Genomic DNA, 20773 nt, shown 5'->3' with positions numbered 1-20773 from the left:
GGAAGGAGATTTCACAGATAACGTATCCATTTATGACTTTAATCATTCACCAAAAGGAATTAATAACCATCAATAATCTCTTTTATTCCCCTTCTTCACATATTCCCAATCATGTTCTATATTTTTTCTCACCCGCTGAAGAAGGCTGAAAATGGTTTCTTTTTCCTCAGATGTAAAGCCGGACAGGGCTACCTCCGCAGAATGCTCTCCTTCTCTTTGCAATAACGGATAAACCTTTCTCCCTTTTTCAGTCGGGAACAGTTTTTTTATTTTTTTATTTTGATCATCAGGACGCTTTTCAATAAACCCTTGTATTTCCAATTTTTTGATTGCTCTCGCCGCTGTTGTTCGGTCTACTTTAATCATTTCCGCCACTTTTTCCTGTATCACTCCCGGGTTTTCACATATACGCACAAGATAGAGATACTGCCCTTTTGTTAAGTCTAATTCCTTAAATTCAATATTGCTGATGGAATCCAGTGCCCGTGCGATCATACCGATTTCCCGCAAAATATCAGTCATATCTTTTCAAACCCTTCATGTTTTTGTTGCATTTGCAATATAATTGTTTTATCGTTACTTCTATAAGAACACAAGCAAGCCGTGCAGTCCAGACTAACATGTGAAAAGGATTGGTTGATCATGCAGATAAAAAGGATAACAACGGAAATTGATTTACAAGCAGCGCTTGAGATTAGAAAAGCAGTATTCATTGAGGAACAGCAAGTACCTGAATCCGATGAATTTGATCAGTTCGATACACTTGAGGAACAGTGCGGGCATGTCTTGGTTTATCATGAAAATCAGCCTGCCGGCACAGGACGCGTCCGCATCGTAAACCATACAGGCAAGCTCGAACGAATCTGCATCCTGAAGCCTTACCGCAAATATGGGTTGGGCAAAGTCATCATAAGCGAATTAGAAAACATGGTAAAAGAAAAAGGCATCACCCAATGTAAACTGCATGGACAAACACATGCGGAAGGCTTTTATCACAAACTGGGCTATCAGACAGATTCACCGGAATTTATGGAAGACGGCATCCCGCATGTCTTGATGACAAAAGAGCTGTGAGCTGTCACTGAATGAGCAGCCAAACGGCTGTATGAATTATTTACCGAAAGCCTTGTATAAAGGCTTTTTTTCTTAGCCTGAAACTCAAATTAAAAGGTATGTGTGCGCAGCCGGTGCTTGTCACAAATGGTATTATTATCGTTCTAACCAAGGATTGTTATATTCTTACAGAAACAATGAACATGTGAGGCTCTTTCTTAAGACATAGGCGTCATTTCTCCTTACTTACCTCATGCTCTTAATTCCAACTATTTTCCGGCTCAATAAAAAGATATTTACTCAAAGTATGTTCTATCGTTTGTAAAGCCTTGTGCTCGTCACACCCATTTGCGGTAATCTCGATATAAGATCCAGGTTTTATGCTTATTAAAATAAGATCCATTAAGGATTTGGATGAATTTTTCAAGTTAACAGTAACACCTTTGTACTCAAGAAATATTGCAGATTTAAACTTAGAAGCATCGCTTACGATCAGGCAGGCCGGACTGGCAAATCCCGTAATCGCATAGATTTTAAGCCGTTTTTTCATCACTTGTCCCTCGCTCCTTTCGAGTTCCTGACTGCTGGTGCTTACCGAAGCCTCCCCACCGGAATACTTTCAAAGGATAGATTGCGTTTACTTTGGTATCCCCGTTTGCTTTTGTAGATCAGGAATCGCTGCGAGAAGCAAACAGGCGGTTTCTTACTATAATTGTTCCAAAGCTTAGGAGCAATGCCAGTATTCCTGCCAAAACGACGTATTGTGCACCCATTTTGGATATAAATAGCCCGCCCATAGCTGAACCCGCAGTTGTTCCTATGTTACAAGCCGATATAAATACCCCGTTGGCAAACTCAGGCGCTTCAGGGGCTGAAGATGAAATCAAATATTGGTTCAGATTAGCCATGATTCCTCCGGCCAATATTCCCCAGATGAAAGTGATTATGACCATTGGCACGGCAAACTGTCCGGTGAAAAATAAAAGGATGTAAACTATACTCAATAACAAAGGAAAACATAGAATGGACTTACCGGGGTTGATCGTAAGCCCCTTTCCTGCAACGATGTTTCCGATCATATTGGCTCCGCCGAAAACGAATAACGTGAAACTGATGATATTCGGCGACGTTTGGGTAACAGTCTCCAGATACTCCGCAATATAACTATATACTCCGAATACGGAAGCATTTAATAAAATAACAGTTGCTATGGAAACCCATATAACAGATTTTTTTAATACGGCAAGCTGCTCACCGTAAGATTGTCTTTCTTCAACAGGCATAGATGGAACAAAAACCAATGCAGCGGCCAATACACATGCATTTACGATAGCAAAGAATGCCATCGCCATTTCATACGAAACAGCACTATCGATGAAACTTGCAATTGGGACGCCGGCTACCATACCGGCAGATATTCCAATGAATACTTTGGAAACGGCTTTCGGAGCTTCTTCAGGTTTTACTGAGGAAGCGGCTGCGGTAAATGCCATGGAGCAAAAAACCGGGTGAAAAAGAGCCAGTGCGATACGAATGAGTAATAGAAGGGTAAAGCTGGCTGTAAGTACGGATGCGATGTTTCCCGCAACGAAAACACCTAAGACAAATAACATGACCTTTTTTCGATTGATCCCCGAAAACAACAACGGCATCGTCGGTCCGGATACAGCGATAGCTAAAGCAAAAAGACTCACAGTCAATCCTGCTTTTTGTATGCTGACATGAAAGTGATCAGCAATGGAAGGCAATAACCCAATAACCCCCATCTCTGTATTTAAGATACCGAAAACACCCATGGTTAATATGAAAATCAACAATTTATTTTCTTTCATCAAAAACAACTCTTTCTTTAAATGGTCACAAAATACATTTTCTTACTCGTTTTTTATTGTAGCTAAGCCTTTTTTATATAACAAATACTTATATCTCATATCTAGATATGCTTGTTAGGCATTTCTGAGACATTTACAATGAAAACATGATTAAGGAGGAGTGTTATATGGAATTTAGAGTTTTGCGGTATTTTCTCACTGTAGCAAGAGAAGGAAGCATTACGGCTGCTGCTGATGTTTTGCATATTACACAGCCAACTTTGTCAAGACAATTAAAAGATCTTGAACGGGAGTTAGGAAAAAAACTTTTTATCCGCAGCAGTCACAGTATCATTCTCACCGATGAAGGCATGCTCCTGCGGAAGAGGGCTGAAGAAATCGTGGATATGGTCGGTAAATTAGAGGCGGAATTCAGCTCCATGGAAGAAACAATAAGTGGAGATGTGTACATAGGCGGCGGGGAAACAGACGCCATGAAACAGATTGCACGGGTAGTGAAAAATTTACAGTTCAGTTATCCAAATATACGGTATCATCTCTTCAGCGGAAACGAAGACGATGTGACTGAGCGGCTCGACAAGGGGTTGCTGGACTTTGGTATTTTAATACAACCAGCTGATTTATCAAAATACAATTATATGACGATCCCGGCTAAAGATGTGTGGGGCGTTGTGATGAGAAAAGACAGTCCGCTTGCTTCCAAAGACACCATTCGAGCAATTGATTTATTAAATATTCCGCTCATCTGTTCTCGACAGGCCATGCAGCAGACATTATCTAAAAATGAATTTATCGATTGGTTTGGTGAAGATTTTGATAAATTAAATGTGGTGACTACATACAATCTTGCCTATAATGCAGCCATTATGGTTGATGAAGGCATCGGTTACGCAATAACCCTTGATAAAATAGTGAATACATCCGGTGACAGCAACCTTTGTTTTAAACCGTTAGAGCCAAGGCTTGAATCTGGATTAAATATCGTGTGGAAAAAGCACCAGGTTTTTTCCGCAGCTGCAGAACAGTTTTTAAAAGAAATTCAGGCGGAATTTACATATTCTTCGTCAGATGTATAGGGAAAACGTGAAAACAAGCGGGTTCTGATCAGCATTGGCTACCCGACTTGTCATCCATCCGGCTTTCAAACCCAAAAAGAGATCTCACTATCCAAAGTCAGATTGAGTATTTTAGTTGTATAAAATAAAGGAGGAAATAGATTGACTTTACATCATTTTATTGGGGCTGACAAAGAACTTCCTATCGGTGAGTATGACAGGAATCCTACACTTAAGCCCATTTCTGAACTAGAAATAAAAGGAATTGATGTCAACAAACGCTCTCAAGTTAAAAAAAATCGAAAGAACAGCGAAAATTCACTTGTAAAGGTTTATGACACAGAAGAAGATGCATACGGAATTGATATTGTTCATTTAGACCCTGGATATGAAGCAGTCAGAAACAAATTCACACATCCTTATATATATGAATTACAAGGGTACTTACACGCCAACAATACACCTGGCCAACGTAAATCTATTAAATCACTTTTTCTTTTCATTGAAAAACACTTGTCAAAAGGTGAATCAGTTGAAATATATTCCTGCTTAGATGGATATGAAGATGAAGATAAAGATGAAAGTATGGATGTCGTTATCAATTTAAATACTTTACAATTTGGAAAACATATAAAGTTTAAAGATATAAATCACCTTAGTCATATATTCTATTTGGAAGATAAACAATATGTATTAGTCATGGAATAAACGAGGAAAGATTTTCAAGCAAATAAATCATTAGTTTAATAAGTAAGGAAACACAAAGTTTCCTGATTGCAGTTGCTTCCACCTTCTCATTTGCGGCATTTGCAATCTTAACTTTATATTCTTTAACCAGTACACAAACCGCATTCCCTTTATTGATGTCAGACTTAGGTCAACAGGATAAAACTACCAATTGATTCATAAAGTTTTCTAGTTCTCAAATAGCCCGAAGGCTGATTCTCTCTAATATGGACTGCTGACGCGTTACATTTTTTCTATCTTCACATATCTTTAATACTAAGTACGTTATAAATAGATTCCAGGAGGAGATATGAAGTGGAAGAAACGAGTATGGAGCCATCACGACTCTGCAAAGAATTTGCTAGAATTCTCAATTCAACGCCAAGTGTGGTAAATGGCGTATGTACGGCGACAAGATTTCGAAGCAACATTCATCCGGTGGTACTCGGAAGAAGAGCCGAGGCATTTCCTTTTATTCCTCAGGCCTTTTCATTTGAAAGCATGGATCGGGAAGGCAGAGCTTTATGTTTAGGTGAGACTGTTTTACTGCAAGAAGAAGTGAACCCGTTAATGAGTGAGCTGCGCAAATTCGGTATCATCGTAACTGCCGTTCATAACCATTGGCTGTTTGATAAACCGCGTCTGATGTTTATGCATTTTGAATCAATTGATAAACCTCTCAATTTTGCAAGAAAAGTGAGAGAGGCCCTGAGAGTTCTAACTACTAAAACTGTGCGTGCGGTACCAAAAACTGACGGGGAAATGATTGAACGGCATGGTCTTTGTGACGAATTCAACGATATTCTAGGCGGAACCATGCATACGTTTGAAAATGGAATTTGTACAGTAATGAGATCCCGAACGAATATAAAACCAGTAGTACTGGGACGGCCCGGAAGATCATTTTTGCTCATTCCGCAAATGTTTTCATTTGAATCAATGACAAAAGACGGCCGTGCTCTTTGCAGCGGAGAAACTGTAATTCTGCAAAAAGAAATCAATCCATTTATCAGCGTCCTTCGGAAACATGATCTGACTGTAACGTCACTTCACAATCACTGGCTGTTTGATAAACCGAGACTGATGTATATTCATTTCGAATCGATTGATAAACCTGTCAACTTCGCCTTAAAAGTGAGAGATGCTTTAAGAGTGCTTACTGATAAAGAGGTCAAAGCTTAGCATGTTTTGAAGTATCAAAAAGCGATTAAAATAATCGCTTTTACATATGATCAACCGAAAACAAAAAAGATTTACTCTTCAAAAACCAAGCCTATGTGCCTCTAGGAAAGACATAACCATACAGATTGAAGTTTGAATAAAACAAGGAGAGCAGAGGTTAGCCTTTTTTTTATATTTGGCATCTTAACTTAAGAAAAGCCGCTTTGTCGGCGGCTTTTTTATCCTGAATCCTTTAATGTGAGAATGTTAAAAAGCAGCGGAATAGTTGTTGTCTTGCAGAATGCGAAGAAGTTGTTGGGGTTCTTTTACAAAGTATGTCGGTGAAGCTGCAGATAAGTGTGTAAGTTTCCCCTCTCCCCATAATGCGCCCGCACTTTTCATATCAGCAGCATGAGCTGCCTCAATATCTGTCATTTGATCTCCAATATATAAACAATCGCTTACATCTGCATGTAAGTGATTTATCGCTGTTAGTAATGGCTTAGGACTCGGTTTGTACTCATCACAATCTTCAGCCGTGAGAACGACTTTAAAAAACCCATCTAATTTATTATTGATTAACTCGCCATAAGCAAATTTTTTCAATTGTGAGGTCACAATCCCCAAACCATATCCTCTTTCACTTAAACTTTCCAGCAAAGAGATAACACCCGGATACGGTCTGATTTGATGGATTTTATTTTCGAAATACTGCAATATCGAGGAACGTATTTGCTCTGCCTCGTTTGGAAATCTTCTCAAAAAAACCGCAATAGGCTTACCGACAAGAGACTCTCTCTCTTCATTCGTTAATTTTCTCTTTAATACTGTTTCAATTCCATGATTATAAGCCTCTTTTGCCAACCATTCACTATTTACCAAGGTTCCATCTAAATCGAATAAAATTGTATGCATTTTTATTTTCTCTGACTTTCAAATTTATTAAGATAACTCTCTAAAGCATTTTTAGTAGTTAACGTTAAGGGATCAGGCAAATTTTGAAGAGAAAACCAGCCAACATCAATTATTGCATTTAACTCGCGGTTTCTTACAGTCCCAGTTTGAATACTGCATTGATACGTCGGACATACCCAATGAGTCTCCTCATCATGTAAAATATGGTTTGTGACACAAAGTAAAGAATCAACCTGAATAGTGACCCCTACTTCCTCTTTTATTTCACGGATAACTGTATCTTCTGCCTTTTCCATCCACTCAACTTTACCGCCGGGTATACTCCAATGATTAGCTTCAGGGTCCTTCTTTCGTAAAACTAATAGTAATTCCTGTTCCTCATTCAGAATAAATGCTCCGACTCCCACTCTTGGGTGCTCTGTTTTTTCCACTGTTAGTCCTCCTTTTAGACAGTAGATGTCAGCTCCTTATTGCAAGGTTTTTTATCATTAAGAATATCTCTTGCAATAACGATTCCAGTAGTCGCTGCTTGAATAATTCCGCGTGCCCATCCAATGGCATCTCCGGCAACATAGAATCCAGGTACATTGGTACGAAGACCCTCTTCTGCTTGAACACGATCCCAGCATAGTTCCCATACCGGAGCGTGCAGTAAGGTATCACCATTAATTAGGTCTTCAGATAATAAAGACAAATGATTTAAAAATTCCTCCACTGCTTCTGTTACATATTGAGGAAGAACCCAATGCAGATTTGTTGGCGCTGCATCCGGCAGAGTAGATTTAATGCTATTCTGCTTCAATTTTTCTTCAATTGTGGGTATTCTGGCAACGAAATCTTCATAACGCTGGACAATCGTTCCCCCATGACCGGAGGCTTGATTAACTGCTTGTATGATACCCAGCTGCATAGCGATAGGATCAATATGATCAGGGAATTTTCTTCGAATCAATACACCAAAATTTGCGTTTGGAGATTTTTTGTCTCTATATGAAAAGCCGCTAATGGTCGCAATCTTCTCGTTTGGAAGATAAGTATCATAATAACAGTTTACCAAAAATCCTCCATTACACATACAAAAGGTTCTTGCTTCTACATCTTCACTTATTTTTTGTTTAATTTTAGCATCCAGGTGCGTTTCTGATAATACGATAATACCTTCCCTCTTTGTCTCCACTCTTATACCCAGCTCAATTTCATTAAATCCGTAATTAACACCAAGCTTATTCATCACATTCCTTAAAAAGGTCCCTGAGTCCTTCCCGGTAGCCATAATTACCTTGTCTGAAGAGATATGAAATGTCCCTTTTCTCTTATTTTCTAAAGTTAAAGTAAATATATTATGGAATTTCTCAATATTAACCATCTTGTGGTTTGTTAAAAGATGTAGACCCATGGTCAGCAGCTGCTCTTCCAGTTGAATACAATATTCGATAATACCTTCTGTTCCAATATGATAGACATCATAGCCTTTCCAATTTAAATTTTGAGTTGCAGCATTTTTTTGCATTCCAGAGCTTTGGATTTTATCGGCCTTTGTCTCTTTGATGTTTTGTGCACTCATCCCTGACAGAAAAGATTCTAATACATAATTGTTGATTTCAATTACTTTCTCTTCACTGCCTAATAGCTCAACCAGGCCGCTTCCAGCAGGATAAGAAGATAATTTACCGTCTGAATACATTCCCGCTCCCCCGACTCCCTCTACTACATGACACGTAGGACATTTCGTGCAGTTACCTTTTTGAATGAGAGGACAATGTCTTTTTTTGATAGAAGGTCCGCTGTCAATCAAAACAACTTTTTGATTTGAATTCTCCAGAATTTCTTTCGCCAAAAACAAACCAGCCGGTCCTGCACCTATAATAGCCACATCAAAATGTTCGTTGCACATGAAAATTCCTCCCGATTGTATGTTTAGAATTTACAAACCATATAATACCAAAAACAATTATTAAATTCTATATTTTTACATAAGAGGATTATATTCGACTTAAAATCGACATATTTTCTTCTTTTTGGAGAATAAAGATGCCTTATTTACAAGCACTTAAGTCAGGATTTAAACGAACTGAATTACTTTATATGTAAATTACTAAGTGATGCCGCTAAGTTTTATACCGTGTTCCGGCTGCTTTTAAATTTGAATCATTTTATTAAGAAAGTAATCATTATATATTTATCTGCTTGCCAATTCCTTAATCATCAAACCCAATTCATAAATTCCCTTTTGAAGGTCTTCAAGAGATGCATAAGCATATGATAAGCGAATATAGTTCCCTTTTTCTTGAGCATAGATACTGCCGAGATTGAGAAGTATCCCTTTTGTCAAAGCTTTTGTATAAAGTAATTTCATAGATAGTGAAGGCAATATTTTTACCCAGACAAAGAATCCTCCCTTCGGCATATTCCATGTAGCGACATTCTTCAAATTGGTTTCTAAGAGACTCATGACCAATTGTCTTCTCACCTTTAATTGACTTCTCACCTGTTCTAGATGCTGCTGGTATTCACCGGATGTAAACCACTCTGCCGCTACTCTCTGGGATAACGAACTGGAGCCGTAATCTGTTTGCATTTTTATGTCGGATAAACGTTCAATCACTGGTTCCGGCCCGACGATCCATCCAATTCTTAAGCCGGGGCTTAATGTCTTAGATAAACTTCCTATGTAAAGCACATGTCCATTTTTATCTATTGTTTTAATAGGATCTGGAGGAATTTCATCTATCCATAACTCACGATAAATATCATCTTCAATAATGGGAAGCTGTGCATTCTCACTTGCCGCAAGGATTTCTTCTCGCCTCTTTTTTGACATTAAAATACCTGTCGGATTATGAAAACAAGGATTTGTATATAAAATAGCCCTCCCCCGTTCCCCCCTTGCCATGTGGATATGTTCCGGCAAAAGTCCATCATTATCCATAGGAACTCCAGTCAGCTTCATACCGGCTGATTGAAATACGTGTAATGAATAAAGATAGGAAGGCTGGTCAAGATAAACGGTCGATCCCCTTTGCAAAAGCCCCATTGATATCAGCTGCAAGGCTTGCAGCGCTCCAGAAACAATAAGAATGGAAGAAGATGAAGCTTGAATACCGATTGTTCTTAAATAGCCGCTTAATGCCTCTCTCAAAGGCAAATATCCTTTTGGTTCCTCATACCCGAATGCCTCTATGTTTTGAGATACCTTTCCCATCATCTCTTTCATAGCAGCTAAAGGAAAAATCTCAGGTGAAAGTTCTCCTTTACTGAGCTGTATAAGATCGGAATTTGATTCTGATTTATTGATCTCTTGAACAATTTTTTGGCTTGGATGCTGGATTCCGGAGGTTACATACTGATCCCAATCGGGGGCGGAATTCTTAGCCAAAAGTGTCCATGTATTGTTCGTAACAACTGTCCCTTTGCCCATTCTGCCTTCGATTAATCCATCCGCCATCAATTCCTCTAAAGCTGTAATGACTGTGCTCCTGTTCACCTCAAAGTGTTTGGCAAGCGTGCGCTGGCTTGGAATCTTACTTCCAATCGGCCATTCTCCATTTCCTATTTTCTCTTTTATAAATTGAATGATTTGTATGTACTTAGGAAGCTTTTTCATCTTTTTTTCTTCTGGAGCGCTCATAAAAAGTATCCTCCTTAAAGTGGTTGGGTCAAAATCTATTTAACTGGTTGAAGTCATATCATCAAATCTTTATTAATATAGAAACACATTAAATAACTGGTTGGTTTTTGTAAAGAGGAGTGAGAAAGATGCGAAAGAAAACAGTTCGAATCGGTATATCTTACAGTCTGATGATTGGGTTGTGGGCATCAGCTTTCCCGGGAATTCGCGCGGGTTTGGAGAGTTACACGCCGGAACACCTCGCTTTGTTTCGCTTGTTGATTGGGTCAATGGCACTGGTGGTTTTTGCTGTTTTGACTCATATGCGTTTACCTGACATGAAGGATATCCCTGCTATTTTATCTTTAGGATTTTTAGGTTTTGCACTATATCACATTTTGCTGAATATCGGAGAAAAAACCGTCAGCGCAGGGGTAGCAAGCTTACTCGTGACCATGACACCTATTTTTTCTGCAATGTTATCTCGTCTGTTTTTTGGTGAACATTTTGGGCTTTATAAATGGATTGGCTCTATCATAAGTTTATTAGGTGTGTCGATCATTACATTTGGGGCAGGAAACTATACACATTCAGTGAACGGCATTTTGTTAATCCTGCTGGCAGCTTTTTCGGAGAGTATTTATTTCGTTTTTCAAGCCCGCTATATAAAAAAATATGGATTTATTCCATTCGTTACATTCACTATTTGGGGCGGGACAATTCCTATGCTTGTATTTCTGCCTGGCTTAGGGGAAGAGTTTTTGAACGCTTCAATGAACTCAACATTGTCTATCGTTTACTTAGGTTTATTACCAACGGTTGTGCCTTACTTTGCACTTGCATATGTAACTTCACTCGTCGGTACTTCAGAAGCAACCATTTCACTTTATTTAACACCAGCCGTAGCCTTGGCCATTTCTTGGGTGTGGTTAGGTGAAGTACCTGCGTTTATTGCACTGACAGGCGGGATGGTTACAGTCGCCGGGGTGTGTTTCACTTATCTAACAGTAAATAAAATGATAAAGATTTTAAATCCTTATTTCTTATCTAAAAAGCAATAAGGTAGATGAAGTTTAACCCTGAAAATAGAGTCATAAGCCGTTCTCCTTTTTAATGACTTGGGTGTGGTTCACAAAGTTGAGTGTATGAATTTTTTTAGAGGATTGTGGTATGTTAAACGTACAAATATTAATAGAAAGCAGGTGAGCCCATGCCAAACAATAGTAAACCCAACAGTTTAATCACGGAGAAGTCCCCCTATCTGCTCCAACACGCCCACAACCCCGTAAACTGGCACCCTTGGGGAGAAGAAGCCTTCGAAAAAGCAAAACGCGAAAACAAGCCGGTTCTTGTCAGCATCGGCTATTCGACTTGTCATTGGTGCCATGTAATGGCCCACGAATCCTTTGAGGACGAAGAGATCGCCGGTATGTTAAACGATAAATTCATAGCCATCAAGGTTGATCGTGAAGAGCGGCCTGATGTGGATTCCGTGTATATGAGAATCTGCCAGCTGATGACGGGGCAGGGCGGGTGGCCGCTGAACGTGTTCGTCACACCAGATCAAAAGCCGTTTTATGCGGGGACGTATTTTCCGAAGACGAGCAAATATAACCGTCCGGGCTTTATCGATGTGCTTGAACATCTGTCCGAAACGTTTGCGAATGACCGGCAGCATGTCGAGGATATCGCCGAAAACGCCGCCGCTCATCTTGAAGTCAAGGTTCACCCGGCTGAGGGCATGCTTGGCGAACAGGCGGTTCATGACACGTATCGCCAGCTGGCCGGCGGGTTTGATACGGTGTACGGCGGGTTCGGCCAGGCTCCGAAATTTCCGATGCCGCATATGCTCATGTTTCTGCTTCGCTACTACAGCTATACGGGCAAGGAACAGGCTTTGGCCGGTGTAACCAAGACACTCGACGGCATGGCGAACGGCGGGATTTTTGACCACATCGGGTTCGGATTCGCCCGCTACTCGACTGATAATGAATGGCTCGTGCCGCATTTTGAGAAAATGCTGTATGACAACGCCCTTCTCCTGACCGCATATACAGAAGCCTACCAAGTCACGGGTAATGAGCGCTACAAACAGATTGCGATGCAGATCGTAACGTTTATTCAGCGGGAAATGATGCATGAAGACGGCAGCTTTTTCTCAGCTTTAGACGCTGATACCGAAGGCCGTGAGGGGAAATATTACATATGGTCTAAAAAAGAAATCATGAACCTTCTCGGTGATGAACTCGGCCCGCTTTACTGCAAGGTGTATAACATCACAGATCAAGGCAATTTTGAAGGTGAAAACATCCCGCACCTCATTTTCACGCGGCGTGAGGCCATCCTAGAAGAGACCGGCCTCACAGAACATGAGCTGGCCGAACGCCTTGAAGAGGCAAGAACAAAATTGCTGGAAGCGCGTGAAAACAGAAGCTATCCGCATACAGATGACAAAGTGCTGACCTCATGGAACGCGCTCATGATTGCCGGGCTGGCAAAGGCCGCAAAGGTATTTCACGAGCCTGACTTTCTCAGCATGGCGGAAACAGCGATCCGCTTTCTCGAACGGCACCTCATGCCGGACGGGCGCGTCATGGTCCGCTATCGCGAGGGCGAAGTGAAAAACAAAGGGTTTATCGATGATTACGCTTTTCTCATCTGGGCTTATCTTGAACTGTATGAAGCGGGTTTTCATCCGTCTTATCTGCAGAAAGCGAAAACGTTATGTACAAGCATGCTGGAGCTGTTCTGGGATGAACGGCACGGAGGCTTCTTCTTTACGGGGAATGATGCCGAGACCCTTCTTGTCAGGGAAAAAGAGGTTTATGACGGGGCCGTGCCTTCCGGAAACAGCGCGGCTGCCGTACAGCTGCTTCGTCTCGGCCGTCTGACGGGTGATATATCACTGATTGAAAAAGCCGAAGCGATGTTTTCCGTGTTCAAACGGGAAATAGAGGCCTATCCGAGCAGCAACGCTTTCTTCATGCAAAGCGTACTGGCACATACAATGCCCCAAAAAGAAATCGTTGTTTTCGGAAGGAAAGATGACCCTGACAGAAAACGTTTCATTGAGGCGCTTCAGGAGCATTTCACTCCCGCCTATACGATTCTCGCCGCAGAACATCCGGATGAGCTTAAAGGCATTTCTGACTTTGCCGCGGGTTATCAAATGATCGACGGAAAGACAACGGTCTACATTTGCGAGAATTTCGCCTGCCGGAGGCCGACGACGGATATTGATGAAGCGATGAACACCTTACAAATCAGCAGCAGAGCCTAGGCGGCCTGCTGCTTTTCTTTTTTCACAAAACGGAACGCGAGCCATGCGAAGATGATATTGATCACCAGAGTCGATATGCAATCATATATTTCATAGCCGCCGGCTGCTGTTGTAAATATCGACGGAATGCCGCCGTACACCGAATGATCCTCTGTGAGAAAGATAAATAAAAACATATTATTGGCAGCGTGACCGCCAAGGGACATCTCCAGACTGCCCGTTTTAATCGTGATAAAGGTCCAGATCATGCCGATGGTGACATATCCGATTCCCGCCCAGAGAGCTCCATTTTCCATCTCCGGATTTCCGAAATGAAGTGCGCCGAATAATCCGCCGATAATGACCGTCAGAACCACCGCGTTTGCCGTCAATTTTCCGGCGAACTGAAGCAGAAAACCGCGAAAGAGAAATTCCTCCGCAGAGGTTTGAATCGGCACCAATAAGACGGCCGCCGCTAACAGCAGCAGAAAACGTGAAGCATGGAATTCCTGAAGCATGAAACGATCCGGATGAATTGTAAAATCAATCAGCCCCGCGACAAACATCAACACAACATATGTGCCGAATCCAAAGAAAATTCTCTTCCAGTTCAGCGACTGATTCGGTGTGATGATGGATAAAAACCGCCGCTTCATAATGAAACGAACCGCTATCCAAATGCCCGGAATCGCTATGAAATAGACGATATGCTGTAAATAAATATCCGCCAGCGGGTCACTTAATGCCGCCTCATCCCAATTTATCGTCAGTGAAGGGTTGAAAGCGGACGTGAGAAACATATAAAACACGGTCAGTATGCTTCCAAAAAAGAACAAACCCACAATGACCAACAGAGAAAGAAGATATCTCGATACACTATTTCTTCCCTCTGCGGGCCGTACAAACGTATTCATATTTATGCATCAACTTCCTTTCCTTCAACATTTTACAATATAAACAGAAACAGATATAGGAAATGTTATATATTTTAAGAAGAAAGCGCTATGCCGTTTCCTTTGGCTCTGGTTATTTACACTCTGTTTTTGCCAAAAAAAGACCTTTATAATGTATTCGTCAGATAAATTTACAGTATTTTCTGATTACAATTGCAAAGTCAGGGGGTTTTTTATGAAACATCAGACATTCTCAAATGTAGCGAACCGATTAGACCGTCTCCCCATTTCGCGTGTGCACTATCAAGTATTAACCGCTCTCGGAATCATCTATTTTTTCGATCTCGCTGATCTGTTTACGCTCAGCAACGTGGCTCCGGCGCTGATTGAGCATTGGGGCGTGAAGCTGTCCACCATTGCCGACATTACGGCCGCATCCTTCCTGGGCATGTTTTTAGGCGCGTCCATCGGCGGAAGGCTGTCCGATCGGATCGGCAGGAAAAAAGCGCTGAATTGTTTTGTCCTTGTCTTTTCGATCTCATCTTTTCTGAATGCGCTGGCATGGGACATTCCGTCCTTAATGATTTTCCGCTTCTTGACCGGGCTCGGCGTCGCGGCCGCCATGATTGTGACGAACAGCTATTTGGCGGAATTTTTTCCATCCTCCGTACGGGGAAAATACATCTCCTTTTGCGCCATGATCGGACTGATCGGCGTTCCCGTCACAAACGTTGTTTCCGCTTTTGTCATTCCTTTAGGCTCATGGGGGTGGCGGCTCGTATTCGTATGGGGGGCGGCCGGTCTCATTTATTTCTTTTTTATCCGCCGGCTTGAGGAATCGCCGCGCTGGCACGAAAATCGGGGCGCATATGATCAGGCAAACGCCATTATGAACCGTCTTGAAGCACGTATAGAGAAAGAAAAAGGCCCGCTTCCCGCGCCAAAAGAGGCGGCAGAAGTACATACAGTGAAGCACGCAGGCTACTTAGGGCTGTTTCAGGGCAGGAATTTAAAGATCACCATCATCCTGTCAGCGGTATGGATTCTTGAAACCTTTGGCTTTTACGGCTTTGCTTCATGGGTGCCCAGCCTGCTGAAAAGCAACGGCATCACCATGGAAAAAACGCTGTGGTACAATGTGCTTCACTCTGTCGGCGCACCGCTTGGCGCATTGCTCGGTTCCATGATATCCGAGACGTTCCAAAGGAAATGGATCCTGGCCGCAAGCGCTTTTCTGACTGCCATTGCCGGACTGTTATACGGCATGACGTTTATTCCCGTCATGATTATTGTGTTTGGATTTGTCGTCAACGTTACGGAACGGGTATTCACCTCAAACTTATACGCATATACATCGGAGCCGTATCCTACGGAATATCGCTCGGCCGGGAGCGGGCTGGCGTACGGGCTCGGCCGTTTTTCCAATATATTCGGTTCCCTGCTCGTCGGATTTATTGCCGTTAAGCTCGGCTACATCAGCGTCTTTTTGTTCATCGGCGGCTGCTGGCTTCTATGTTCCGTTTTGTTAATCCTCTTCGGTCCGAAAACTAATGCTCAGCAAATTTAATCAATAAAACAGTGCGGGTTCCCCGCACTGTTACACTGTGATTTCTATCAAATTGCCTTCCCCATCCTCTATCACGCTCTCATAATATCCGTCACCCGTCACGCGCGGGCCGCTTACAACCTGAAATCCGTCGTTTTTAAACGTCTCCGTCAATTCATTCACCCGCTCCTTGCTGCCTGTAGAAAATGCGAGATGCGCCCATCCGGTCATATTCTGTGACGGAGCTTCATCAATGCCGCCTTTTTTCATAAGTTCCAGCCTGCATCCGGAGTCAAACGAAAGAAAATACGATTTGAAATCTTTTTTCTCATTATGATAAAGGTCATTGGCCTTGGCGCCGAAGTATGTCTCATAAAACTCTTTCATCCGTTCTAAATCTTTCACCCATATCGCTGCATGTTCAATTCGCATATGTCCGCCTCCTTTTTTTCTCAATCTAGTTATAAAGCATGAAACCCATTTCAGCTCAAGACTTTTTCCGCTGAAATTGATGCATAATTTGTTTTTTAGCCGTTTCTTCGTGAAAAAACAATAAAAATGCTTCCTTTCCGACCCGTTCCAAATGAAGTTCCAGAGATGGAATATTCAATGCCCGGCTGACGCTCAGATTTCCCTCGCCGATGATCTCCGCGTCCCATTTCTGTTCTTTCGCAAACTGGTACAAGCCGGCAGCCACGTCATCACTGTGCGCATAGATGGCCGTCGGCGCCTTGTCGAAACCCCGGAAGTGCTCACCCGCCCGCTTTCCGTCGTCCATATCATGGCATCCGACCAGAATGCGGGTTTCATCAAGAGAGCCGAAAACCGCCTTATATGCGGTTACCTTGTCGGCCGTACTCGGGCTTTTTTCCGCTTCCCGCACACATGTAAAAGCAACGTCTTGATGCCCGCGGTTCTTCAAATACAAAAAGCTTTCTCTGTATGCTGCCTGCCTGTCATTATAAGCGCAGGGAATCTCTTGATGCTGTGTATATTCACAAGCGACAATGGGACCGTATTCCAGGTAAGGTACGGCGGTTTCCCATTCATTCGCACGGGACGTGACAATCAGTCCGTCAATCTTTTTCATTTTCAGCAGTTCGAAATATGTCAACTCTATAGCGGGGTCATAGTTGGTGGGGAGAAGGGTTGTCACGTAATCATGGGCAAACGCTTCCTTCGTGATACCGTTTACAATTTTGTCAAAGCAGGGATGGTCGCTGTACGGCAAAATCACGCCGATTGTATTGGTCTTTCCGCGAATCAGATCAATGGCGGTTCGATTAGGGGTATAATCCAGCTCCTTCATCACTTGATTCACAAGACGCCTTTTCTCCTCAGATACGTACGGGTGTCGGTTTAATACGCGTGATACGGTGGCCACCGACACATTCGCCAGTTTCGCAATCTCTTTTATATTTGCCATGTGCTCCTCCATTTTCGGTGATAAAAAAGCAGCAAGAGTGGATTTCTCTTACTGCTATCTCATCATAAATCCACTGTCATTTCAACAGGGCAATGGTCAGAACCCATGATATCGGCACAAATGGCCGCTTCGCTGATCCGCTGCTTCAGTCTGTCTGAAACAATAACGTAATCAAGCCGCCAGCCGATGTTTTTCTCACGTGCGTTCGTCCTGTAAGACCACCAGGAATAGGCGCCTTCCCGATCAGGATATAAATAGCGGAATGAGTCGGTAAATCCGGCGTTCAGCAGGGCGCTGAACGCTTCCCGCTCCTGATCCGAGAAACCGGCGTTCTTCCGGTTGGCTTTCGGATTTTTTAAGTCTATCTCCCTGTGTGCGACATTCAGATCGCCGCATAATATCACGGGCTTCTTCCGGTCAAGCTTCTGCAGATAATCCTTAAAATTGGCTTCCCATTGAAGACGGTAATCAATTCGCTCTAATCCGCGTTTGGCATTAGGCGTATAACAGTTGACGACAAACACATGCTCAAATTCAAGCGTGATCACCCGTCCTTCTTGATCATGGTCGTCAATCCCCAGTCCATAGAACACGTGCAGCGGCTTTTCTTTCGAAAAAACAGCCGTGCCTGAGTAGCCTTTTTTCACCGCATAGTTCCAATAGGCGTGATATCCTTCAGGCTGTAATGATACTTGTCCGTCCTGTACTTTTGTTTCTTGCAGACATAGAATATCGGCTTCCGTTTCCTGAACGTAAGTATTGATATCTATCTTTTTCATCACGGCACGCAAGCCGTTTACATTCCAAGAAATCAGTTTCATGTGTTCCCTCCTGTCCGGCTCAGCCGGTATTCCAGTGTTTCAATGTTTCCGCCCTCTAATGCCAGCAGCTGCTTTTTCATTTCTAAACCGCCTCTGAATCCGGTCAGTTTCCCGTTTTTCCCGATGACGCGATGGCACGGAACCGTAATCAATACCGGATTTTTTCCAATCGCGGCGCCCACAGCTCTTACGGCTGCCGGTTTCTGAATCATTTCTGCTATACCCGAATAGGAGTATGTCTCGCCGTACGGTATGTCCATAAGCGCTTTCCATACAGCAAGCTGAAATTCTGTTCCGTAAAGATCCACCGGCACTGAAAAAGCTGATCTGCCATTTTCAATGTACTCGGACAGCTCTGCCGTGTAAGACGCCAGCTTTTCATCATCACGTGCCAATCGGTATTGCGGCAGTGATTTTTTTGTCCACTGCTCAAGCTCTTCAAAGCTTCCATGATTTGAACCTATAAAGCAAAGCCCCTTAGATGTGGCGGCTGTATACAGGCTCCAATCATTCCGTGTGAAGAGTGTCCAATAGATCATAGGCTCTTTACTCATATTGAACCTCCCTGTCCCATTTTGGCCGTTTTTCTGTATTCTGTGGGCGAACTCCCGGTTCCCTTTTTAAAAAGGGTCGCGAAATGCGCTGTGTTTGGAATTCCGACAGTCAGAGCGATCTCCATAACTGTCATATCAGTATGCTTTAAAAGGTGTTCCGCCTTCGACAATCTTATTTTCTGTATATACGCAATCGGGGACATTCCCCTGATTTTTTTAAATGTCCGCTGTAAATGATAGGGGCTGCCGTGACACATTTCGGCCAGTACACTCAGAGTCAGGGATTCGTGATAATGGCGTTCAATGTATTCAATGATTTGAGCAATCCATTCTTCATCAGGAAGACGAAGACCGTTCGGCCGGCACCTTTTACAGGGACGAAAATGTTTATCGAGCGCTGCATCAGCCGTATCAAACACCAGCACGTTTTCTTTATTCGGAACTCTCGATTTACAAGAAGGCCGGCAGAAAATCCCCGTCGTTTTTACTGCATAATAAAATGCCCCGTCATAAGAAGCATCATTGTGTATGATTGCGCTCCACTTTTCATCAGTCAGGATATTTCTGTCTGTCTCCATCTCAGCCACCCCCTGTTTTTCAGTATAAACAAATTCATTGCATAAGTACGCGTTTTTGAATAGAGGAGCAAGATAACAAAGATATAGGTGTCAGGAGCACTTCCATGTTTCATGTGAAACATTTCGGCAGGATGGAGGGGGACTGATATAAAAAAAGAGCAGGAGCCCGCAGGCTCTTGCTCTTTTTTCGGCTTACTCGCCAGTTACGTATGGAAGTAAAGCCATTTGACGTGCGCGTTTGATCGCGATAGTCAATTTACGTTGGTATTTCGCGTTTGTTCCAGTTACACGGCGAGGTAAGATTTTACCACGCTCAGAAACAAACTTTCTAAGAAGATCTACATCTTTGTAATCGATGTGCGTAATGCCGTTAGAAGTGAAGTAACAAACCTTACGGCGTTTCGCACGACCGCCTCTGCGTCCTCCTGCCATTGTCATTTCCCACCTTTCTCGTTATGAATATAGCGATAATCTATTAGAACGGAAGATCATCATCCGAGATGTCAATCGGCTTGCCGTCGTTGGCAAATGGATCATCATTAAAGCTGTTCCCTTGATTTCGTCTCTGGTTGTTCTGATTTCCGCCGAACGGATTATCATTTTGGCCTCCGCCAAAGTATTGGCCTCCGCCGCTGTTTCCTTCGTTGTATCCGCCTGATCCAGAACCGCCGCTGTTTTTAGGCTCAAGAAATTGAACACTTTCAGCTTGGACTTCTGTCACGAAGACACGCTGTCCCTGCTGGTTTTCATAATTTCTTGTCTGGAGTCGGCCGTCTACGCCGGCAAGGCTTCCTTTTTTAAGAAAGTTTGCAACGTTTTCGGCTTGTCTTCTCCAAGTGACACAATTAATGAAATCGGCTTCACGTTCTCCGGACTGGTTCGTGAATGTACGATTCACAGCAAGAGTAAACGTGGCGACAGCCGCACCGCTTGGCGTATAACGAAGCTCTGGGTCTTTTGTCAGTCTTCCGACTAATACAACTCGGTTAAGCATATGAAAGACCACCTTTTAACATTATATATTTCAAATTGCTTATTCTTCTTCTTTAACAACGATGTGGCGAATGATATCGTCACTGATCTTAGCTAAACGGTCGAATTCAGCAACCGCTGCAGCTTCAGACTGAACGTTTAAGATTTGGTAGAAACCGTCACGGAAATCATTGATTTCGTAAGCAAGACGACGTTTACCCCAATCTTTTGTTCCAGTGATCTCCGCTCCGTTAGAAGTCAATACGTTGTTGAAACGCTCGATAACTGCCTTCTTTGACTCTTCGTCAATGTTCGGACGGATAATGTACATAACTTCGTACTTTTTCATCTGTTTGCACCTCCTTTTGGTCTAAG

At 42.6% G+C, this 20773-nt stretch carries 23 protein-coding genes; 7 read left to right on the top strand and 16 right to left on the bottom strand.

The genetic code is table 11. The features are described 5' to 3' along the window. Positions 1-69 precede the first annotated feature (69 nt). Complete coding sequence (locus RUW00_RS08360) at positions 70-522, bottom strand: MarR family winged helix-turn-helix transcriptional regulator (RefSeq protein ID WP_007615031.1); 453 nt, start codon at positions 520-522, stop codon at positions 70-72. A gap of 120 nt (positions 523-642) precedes the next feature. Between RUW00_RS08360 and RUW00_RS08355 the strand changes: the two genes are divergently transcribed. Beyond that, a complete protein-coding gene (locus tag RUW00_RS08355; RefSeq protein ID WP_014419367.1) occupies positions 643-1074 on the top strand; it encodes a GNAT family N-acetyltransferase in 432 nt (143 codons plus the stop codon). Between the two features lie 238 nt (positions 1075-1312). Here the strand turns inward: RUW00_RS08355 and RUW00_RS08350 are convergent, their stop codons facing one another. Together RUW00_RS08350 and RUW00_RS08345 are read right to left on the bottom strand one after the other, a co-directional pair. Continuing rightward, on the bottom strand, positions 1313-1603 hold the full coding sequence (locus RUW00_RS08350) for an HPr family phosphocarrier protein (RefSeq protein WP_095271467.1): 291 nt from the start codon (positions 1601-1603) through the stop codon (positions 1313-1315). Between the two features lie 118 nt (positions 1604-1721). Further along, positions 1722-2888, bottom strand: coding sequence for an MFS transporter (locus tag RUW00_RS08345; RefSeq protein ID WP_095271407.1), 1167 nt, complete (start codon positions 2886-2888; stop codon positions 1722-1724). A 164-nt stretch (positions 2889-3052) separates the two neighbouring features. Here RUW00_RS08345 and RUW00_RS08340 point away from each other — a divergent pair, with 164 nt between their 5' ends. From RUW00_RS08340 to RUW00_RS08330, 3 genes are all read left to right on the top strand, one after another. Continuing rightward, the gene (locus RUW00_RS08340; protein WP_095271410.1) at positions 3053-3961 is read left to right on the top strand and encodes a LysR family transcriptional regulator; all 909 of its coding nucleotides are present in this window, start codon (positions 3053-3055) and stop codon (positions 3959-3961) included. A gap of 141 nt (positions 3962-4102) precedes the next feature. Then, entirely contained in the window at positions 4103-4648 is a 546-nt protein-coding gene (locus RUW00_RS08335) for a hypothetical protein (RefSeq protein ID WP_280144782.1), read from the top strand. A gap of 333 nt (positions 4649-4981) precedes the next feature. Beyond that, on the top strand, positions 4982-5848 hold the full coding sequence (locus tag RUW00_RS08330) for a DUF1259 domain-containing protein (RefSeq protein ID WP_021494606.1): 867 nt from the start codon (positions 4982-4984) through the stop codon (positions 5846-5848). Between the two features lie 246 nt (positions 5849-6094). Here the strand turns inward: RUW00_RS08330 and RUW00_RS08325 are convergent, their stop codons facing one another. The 4 genes from RUW00_RS08325 to RUW00_RS08310 all read right to left on the bottom strand — a co-directional run bounded on the left by RUW00_RS08325 (position 6095) and on the right by RUW00_RS08310 (position 10370). Next, the gene (locus RUW00_RS08325) at positions 6095-6742 is read right to left on the bottom strand and encodes an HAD family hydrolase (protein ID WP_280144783.1); all 648 of its coding nucleotides are present in this window, start codon (positions 6740-6742) and stop codon (positions 6095-6097) included. Between the two features lie 2 nt (positions 6743-6744). Beyond that, positions 6745-7173 (bottom strand): NUDIX domain-containing protein, encoded by a 429-nt coding sequence (locus tag RUW00_RS08320; protein WP_115941213.1) that lies wholly within the window; start codon positions 7171-7173, stop codon positions 6745-6747. A gap of 14 nt (positions 7174-7187) precedes the next feature. Next, positions 7188-8636, bottom strand: coding sequence for an NAD(P)/FAD-dependent oxidoreductase (locus RUW00_RS08315; protein ID WP_280144784.1), 1449 nt, complete (start codon positions 8634-8636; stop codon positions 7188-7190). A gap of 285 nt (positions 8637-8921) precedes the next feature. Continuing rightward, positions 8922-10370: an aminotransferase-like domain-containing protein gene (locus RUW00_RS08310; protein WP_103526401.1), complete on the bottom strand. Its 1449-nt coding sequence runs from the start codon at positions 10368-10370 to the stop codon at positions 8922-8924. 128 nt (positions 10371-10498) lie between these two features. On the opposite strand from RUW00_RS08310, the gene RUW00_RS08305 reads away from it, so the two are divergent. Both RUW00_RS08305 and RUW00_RS08300 read left to right on the top strand, forming a co-directional pair. Continuing rightward, positions 10499-11410, top strand: coding sequence for a DMT family transporter (locus RUW00_RS08305; protein ID WP_280144785.1), 912 nt, complete (start codon positions 10499-10501; stop codon positions 11408-11410). A 149-nt stretch (positions 11411-11559) separates the two neighbouring features. Next, the gene (locus tag RUW00_RS08300) at positions 11560-13629 is read left to right on the top strand and encodes a thioredoxin domain-containing protein (protein ID WP_280144786.1); all 2070 of its coding nucleotides are present in this window, start codon (positions 11560-11562) and stop codon (positions 13627-13629) included. Here the strand turns inward: RUW00_RS08300 and RUW00_RS08295 are convergent. Continuing rightward, complete coding sequence (locus tag RUW00_RS08295) at positions 13626-14522, bottom strand: CPBP family intramembrane glutamic endopeptidase (RefSeq protein WP_017418443.1); 897 nt, start codon at positions 14520-14522, stop codon at positions 13626-13628. The genes RUW00_RS08300 and RUW00_RS08295 overlap by 4 nt on opposite strands. 214 nt (positions 14523-14736) lie before the next feature. Between RUW00_RS08295 and RUW00_RS08290 the strand changes: the two genes are divergently transcribed. Further along, on the top strand, positions 14737-16068 hold the full coding sequence (locus tag RUW00_RS08290) for an MFS transporter (RefSeq protein ID WP_082998124.1): 1332 nt from the start codon (positions 14737-14739) through the stop codon (positions 16066-16068). Between the two features lie 30 nt (positions 16069-16098). Here RUW00_RS08290 and RUW00_RS08285 read toward each other — a convergent pair whose 3' ends face one another. The 8 genes from RUW00_RS08285 to rpsF all read right to left on the bottom strand — a co-directional run bounded on the left by RUW00_RS08285 (position 16099) and on the right by rpsF (position 20747). Beyond that, positions 16099-16479 carry a VOC family protein gene (locus RUW00_RS08285; protein ID WP_121984315.1) on the bottom strand — a complete coding sequence of 127 codons (381 nt, stop codon included), beginning with the start codon at positions 16477-16479 and terminating at the stop codon, positions 16099-16101. Between the two features lie 55 nt (positions 16480-16534). Beyond that, positions 16535-17473, bottom strand: a complete 939-nt coding sequence (locus RUW00_RS08280; RefSeq protein ID WP_021494593.1) for a LacI family DNA-binding transcriptional regulator — start codon at positions 17471-17473, stop codon at positions 16535-16537. Between the two features lie 62 nt (positions 17474-17535). Beyond that, positions 17536-18294: an exodeoxyribonuclease III gene (xth, locus tag RUW00_RS08275; RefSeq protein WP_280144788.1), complete on the bottom strand. Its 759-nt coding sequence runs from the start codon at positions 18292-18294 to the stop codon at positions 17536-17538. Further along, positions 18291-18848, bottom strand: coding sequence for a methylated-DNA--[protein]-cysteine S-methyltransferase (locus RUW00_RS08270; RefSeq protein ID WP_209387803.1), 558 nt, complete (start codon positions 18846-18848; stop codon positions 18291-18293). The genes xth and RUW00_RS08270 overlap by 4 nt, the downstream gene beginning before the upstream one ends. Then, positions 18845-19426: a bifunctional transcriptional activator/DNA repair enzyme AdaA gene (locus RUW00_RS08265; protein WP_280144789.1), complete on the bottom strand. Its 582-nt coding sequence runs from the start codon at positions 19424-19426 to the stop codon at positions 18845-18847. Before RUW00_RS08265 ends, RUW00_RS08270 begins: the two co-directional genes overlap by 4 nt. 192 nt (positions 19427-19618) lie before the next feature. After that, on the bottom strand, positions 19619-19858 hold the full coding sequence (rpsR, locus tag RUW00_RS08260) for a 30S ribosomal protein S18 (RefSeq protein ID WP_004392983.1): 240 nt from the start codon (positions 19856-19858) through the stop codon (positions 19619-19621). A 43-nt stretch (positions 19859-19901) separates the two neighbouring features. Continuing rightward, positions 19902-20420, bottom strand: a complete 519-nt coding sequence (ssbA, locus tag RUW00_RS08255; RefSeq protein ID WP_004392979.1) for a single-stranded DNA-binding protein SsbA — start codon at positions 20418-20420, stop codon at positions 19902-19904. A 39-nt stretch (positions 20421-20459) separates the two neighbouring features. Further along, positions 20460-20747, bottom strand: a complete 288-nt coding sequence (rpsF, locus tag RUW00_RS08250) for a 30S ribosomal protein S6 (protein ID WP_004392977.1) — start codon at positions 20745-20747, stop codon at positions 20460-20462. Positions 20748-20773 lie beyond the last annotated feature (26 nt).

The sequence above is a fragment of the Bacillus sp. IS1 genome, from assembly GCF_032461585.1.
Lineage (GTDB): Bacteria > Bacillota > Bacilli > Bacillales > Bacillaceae > Bacillus > Bacillus velezensis.
The sequence above is the reverse complement of the archived record's forward strand: the minus strand, read 5'-3'. Positions and strand labels throughout refer to the sequence as shown.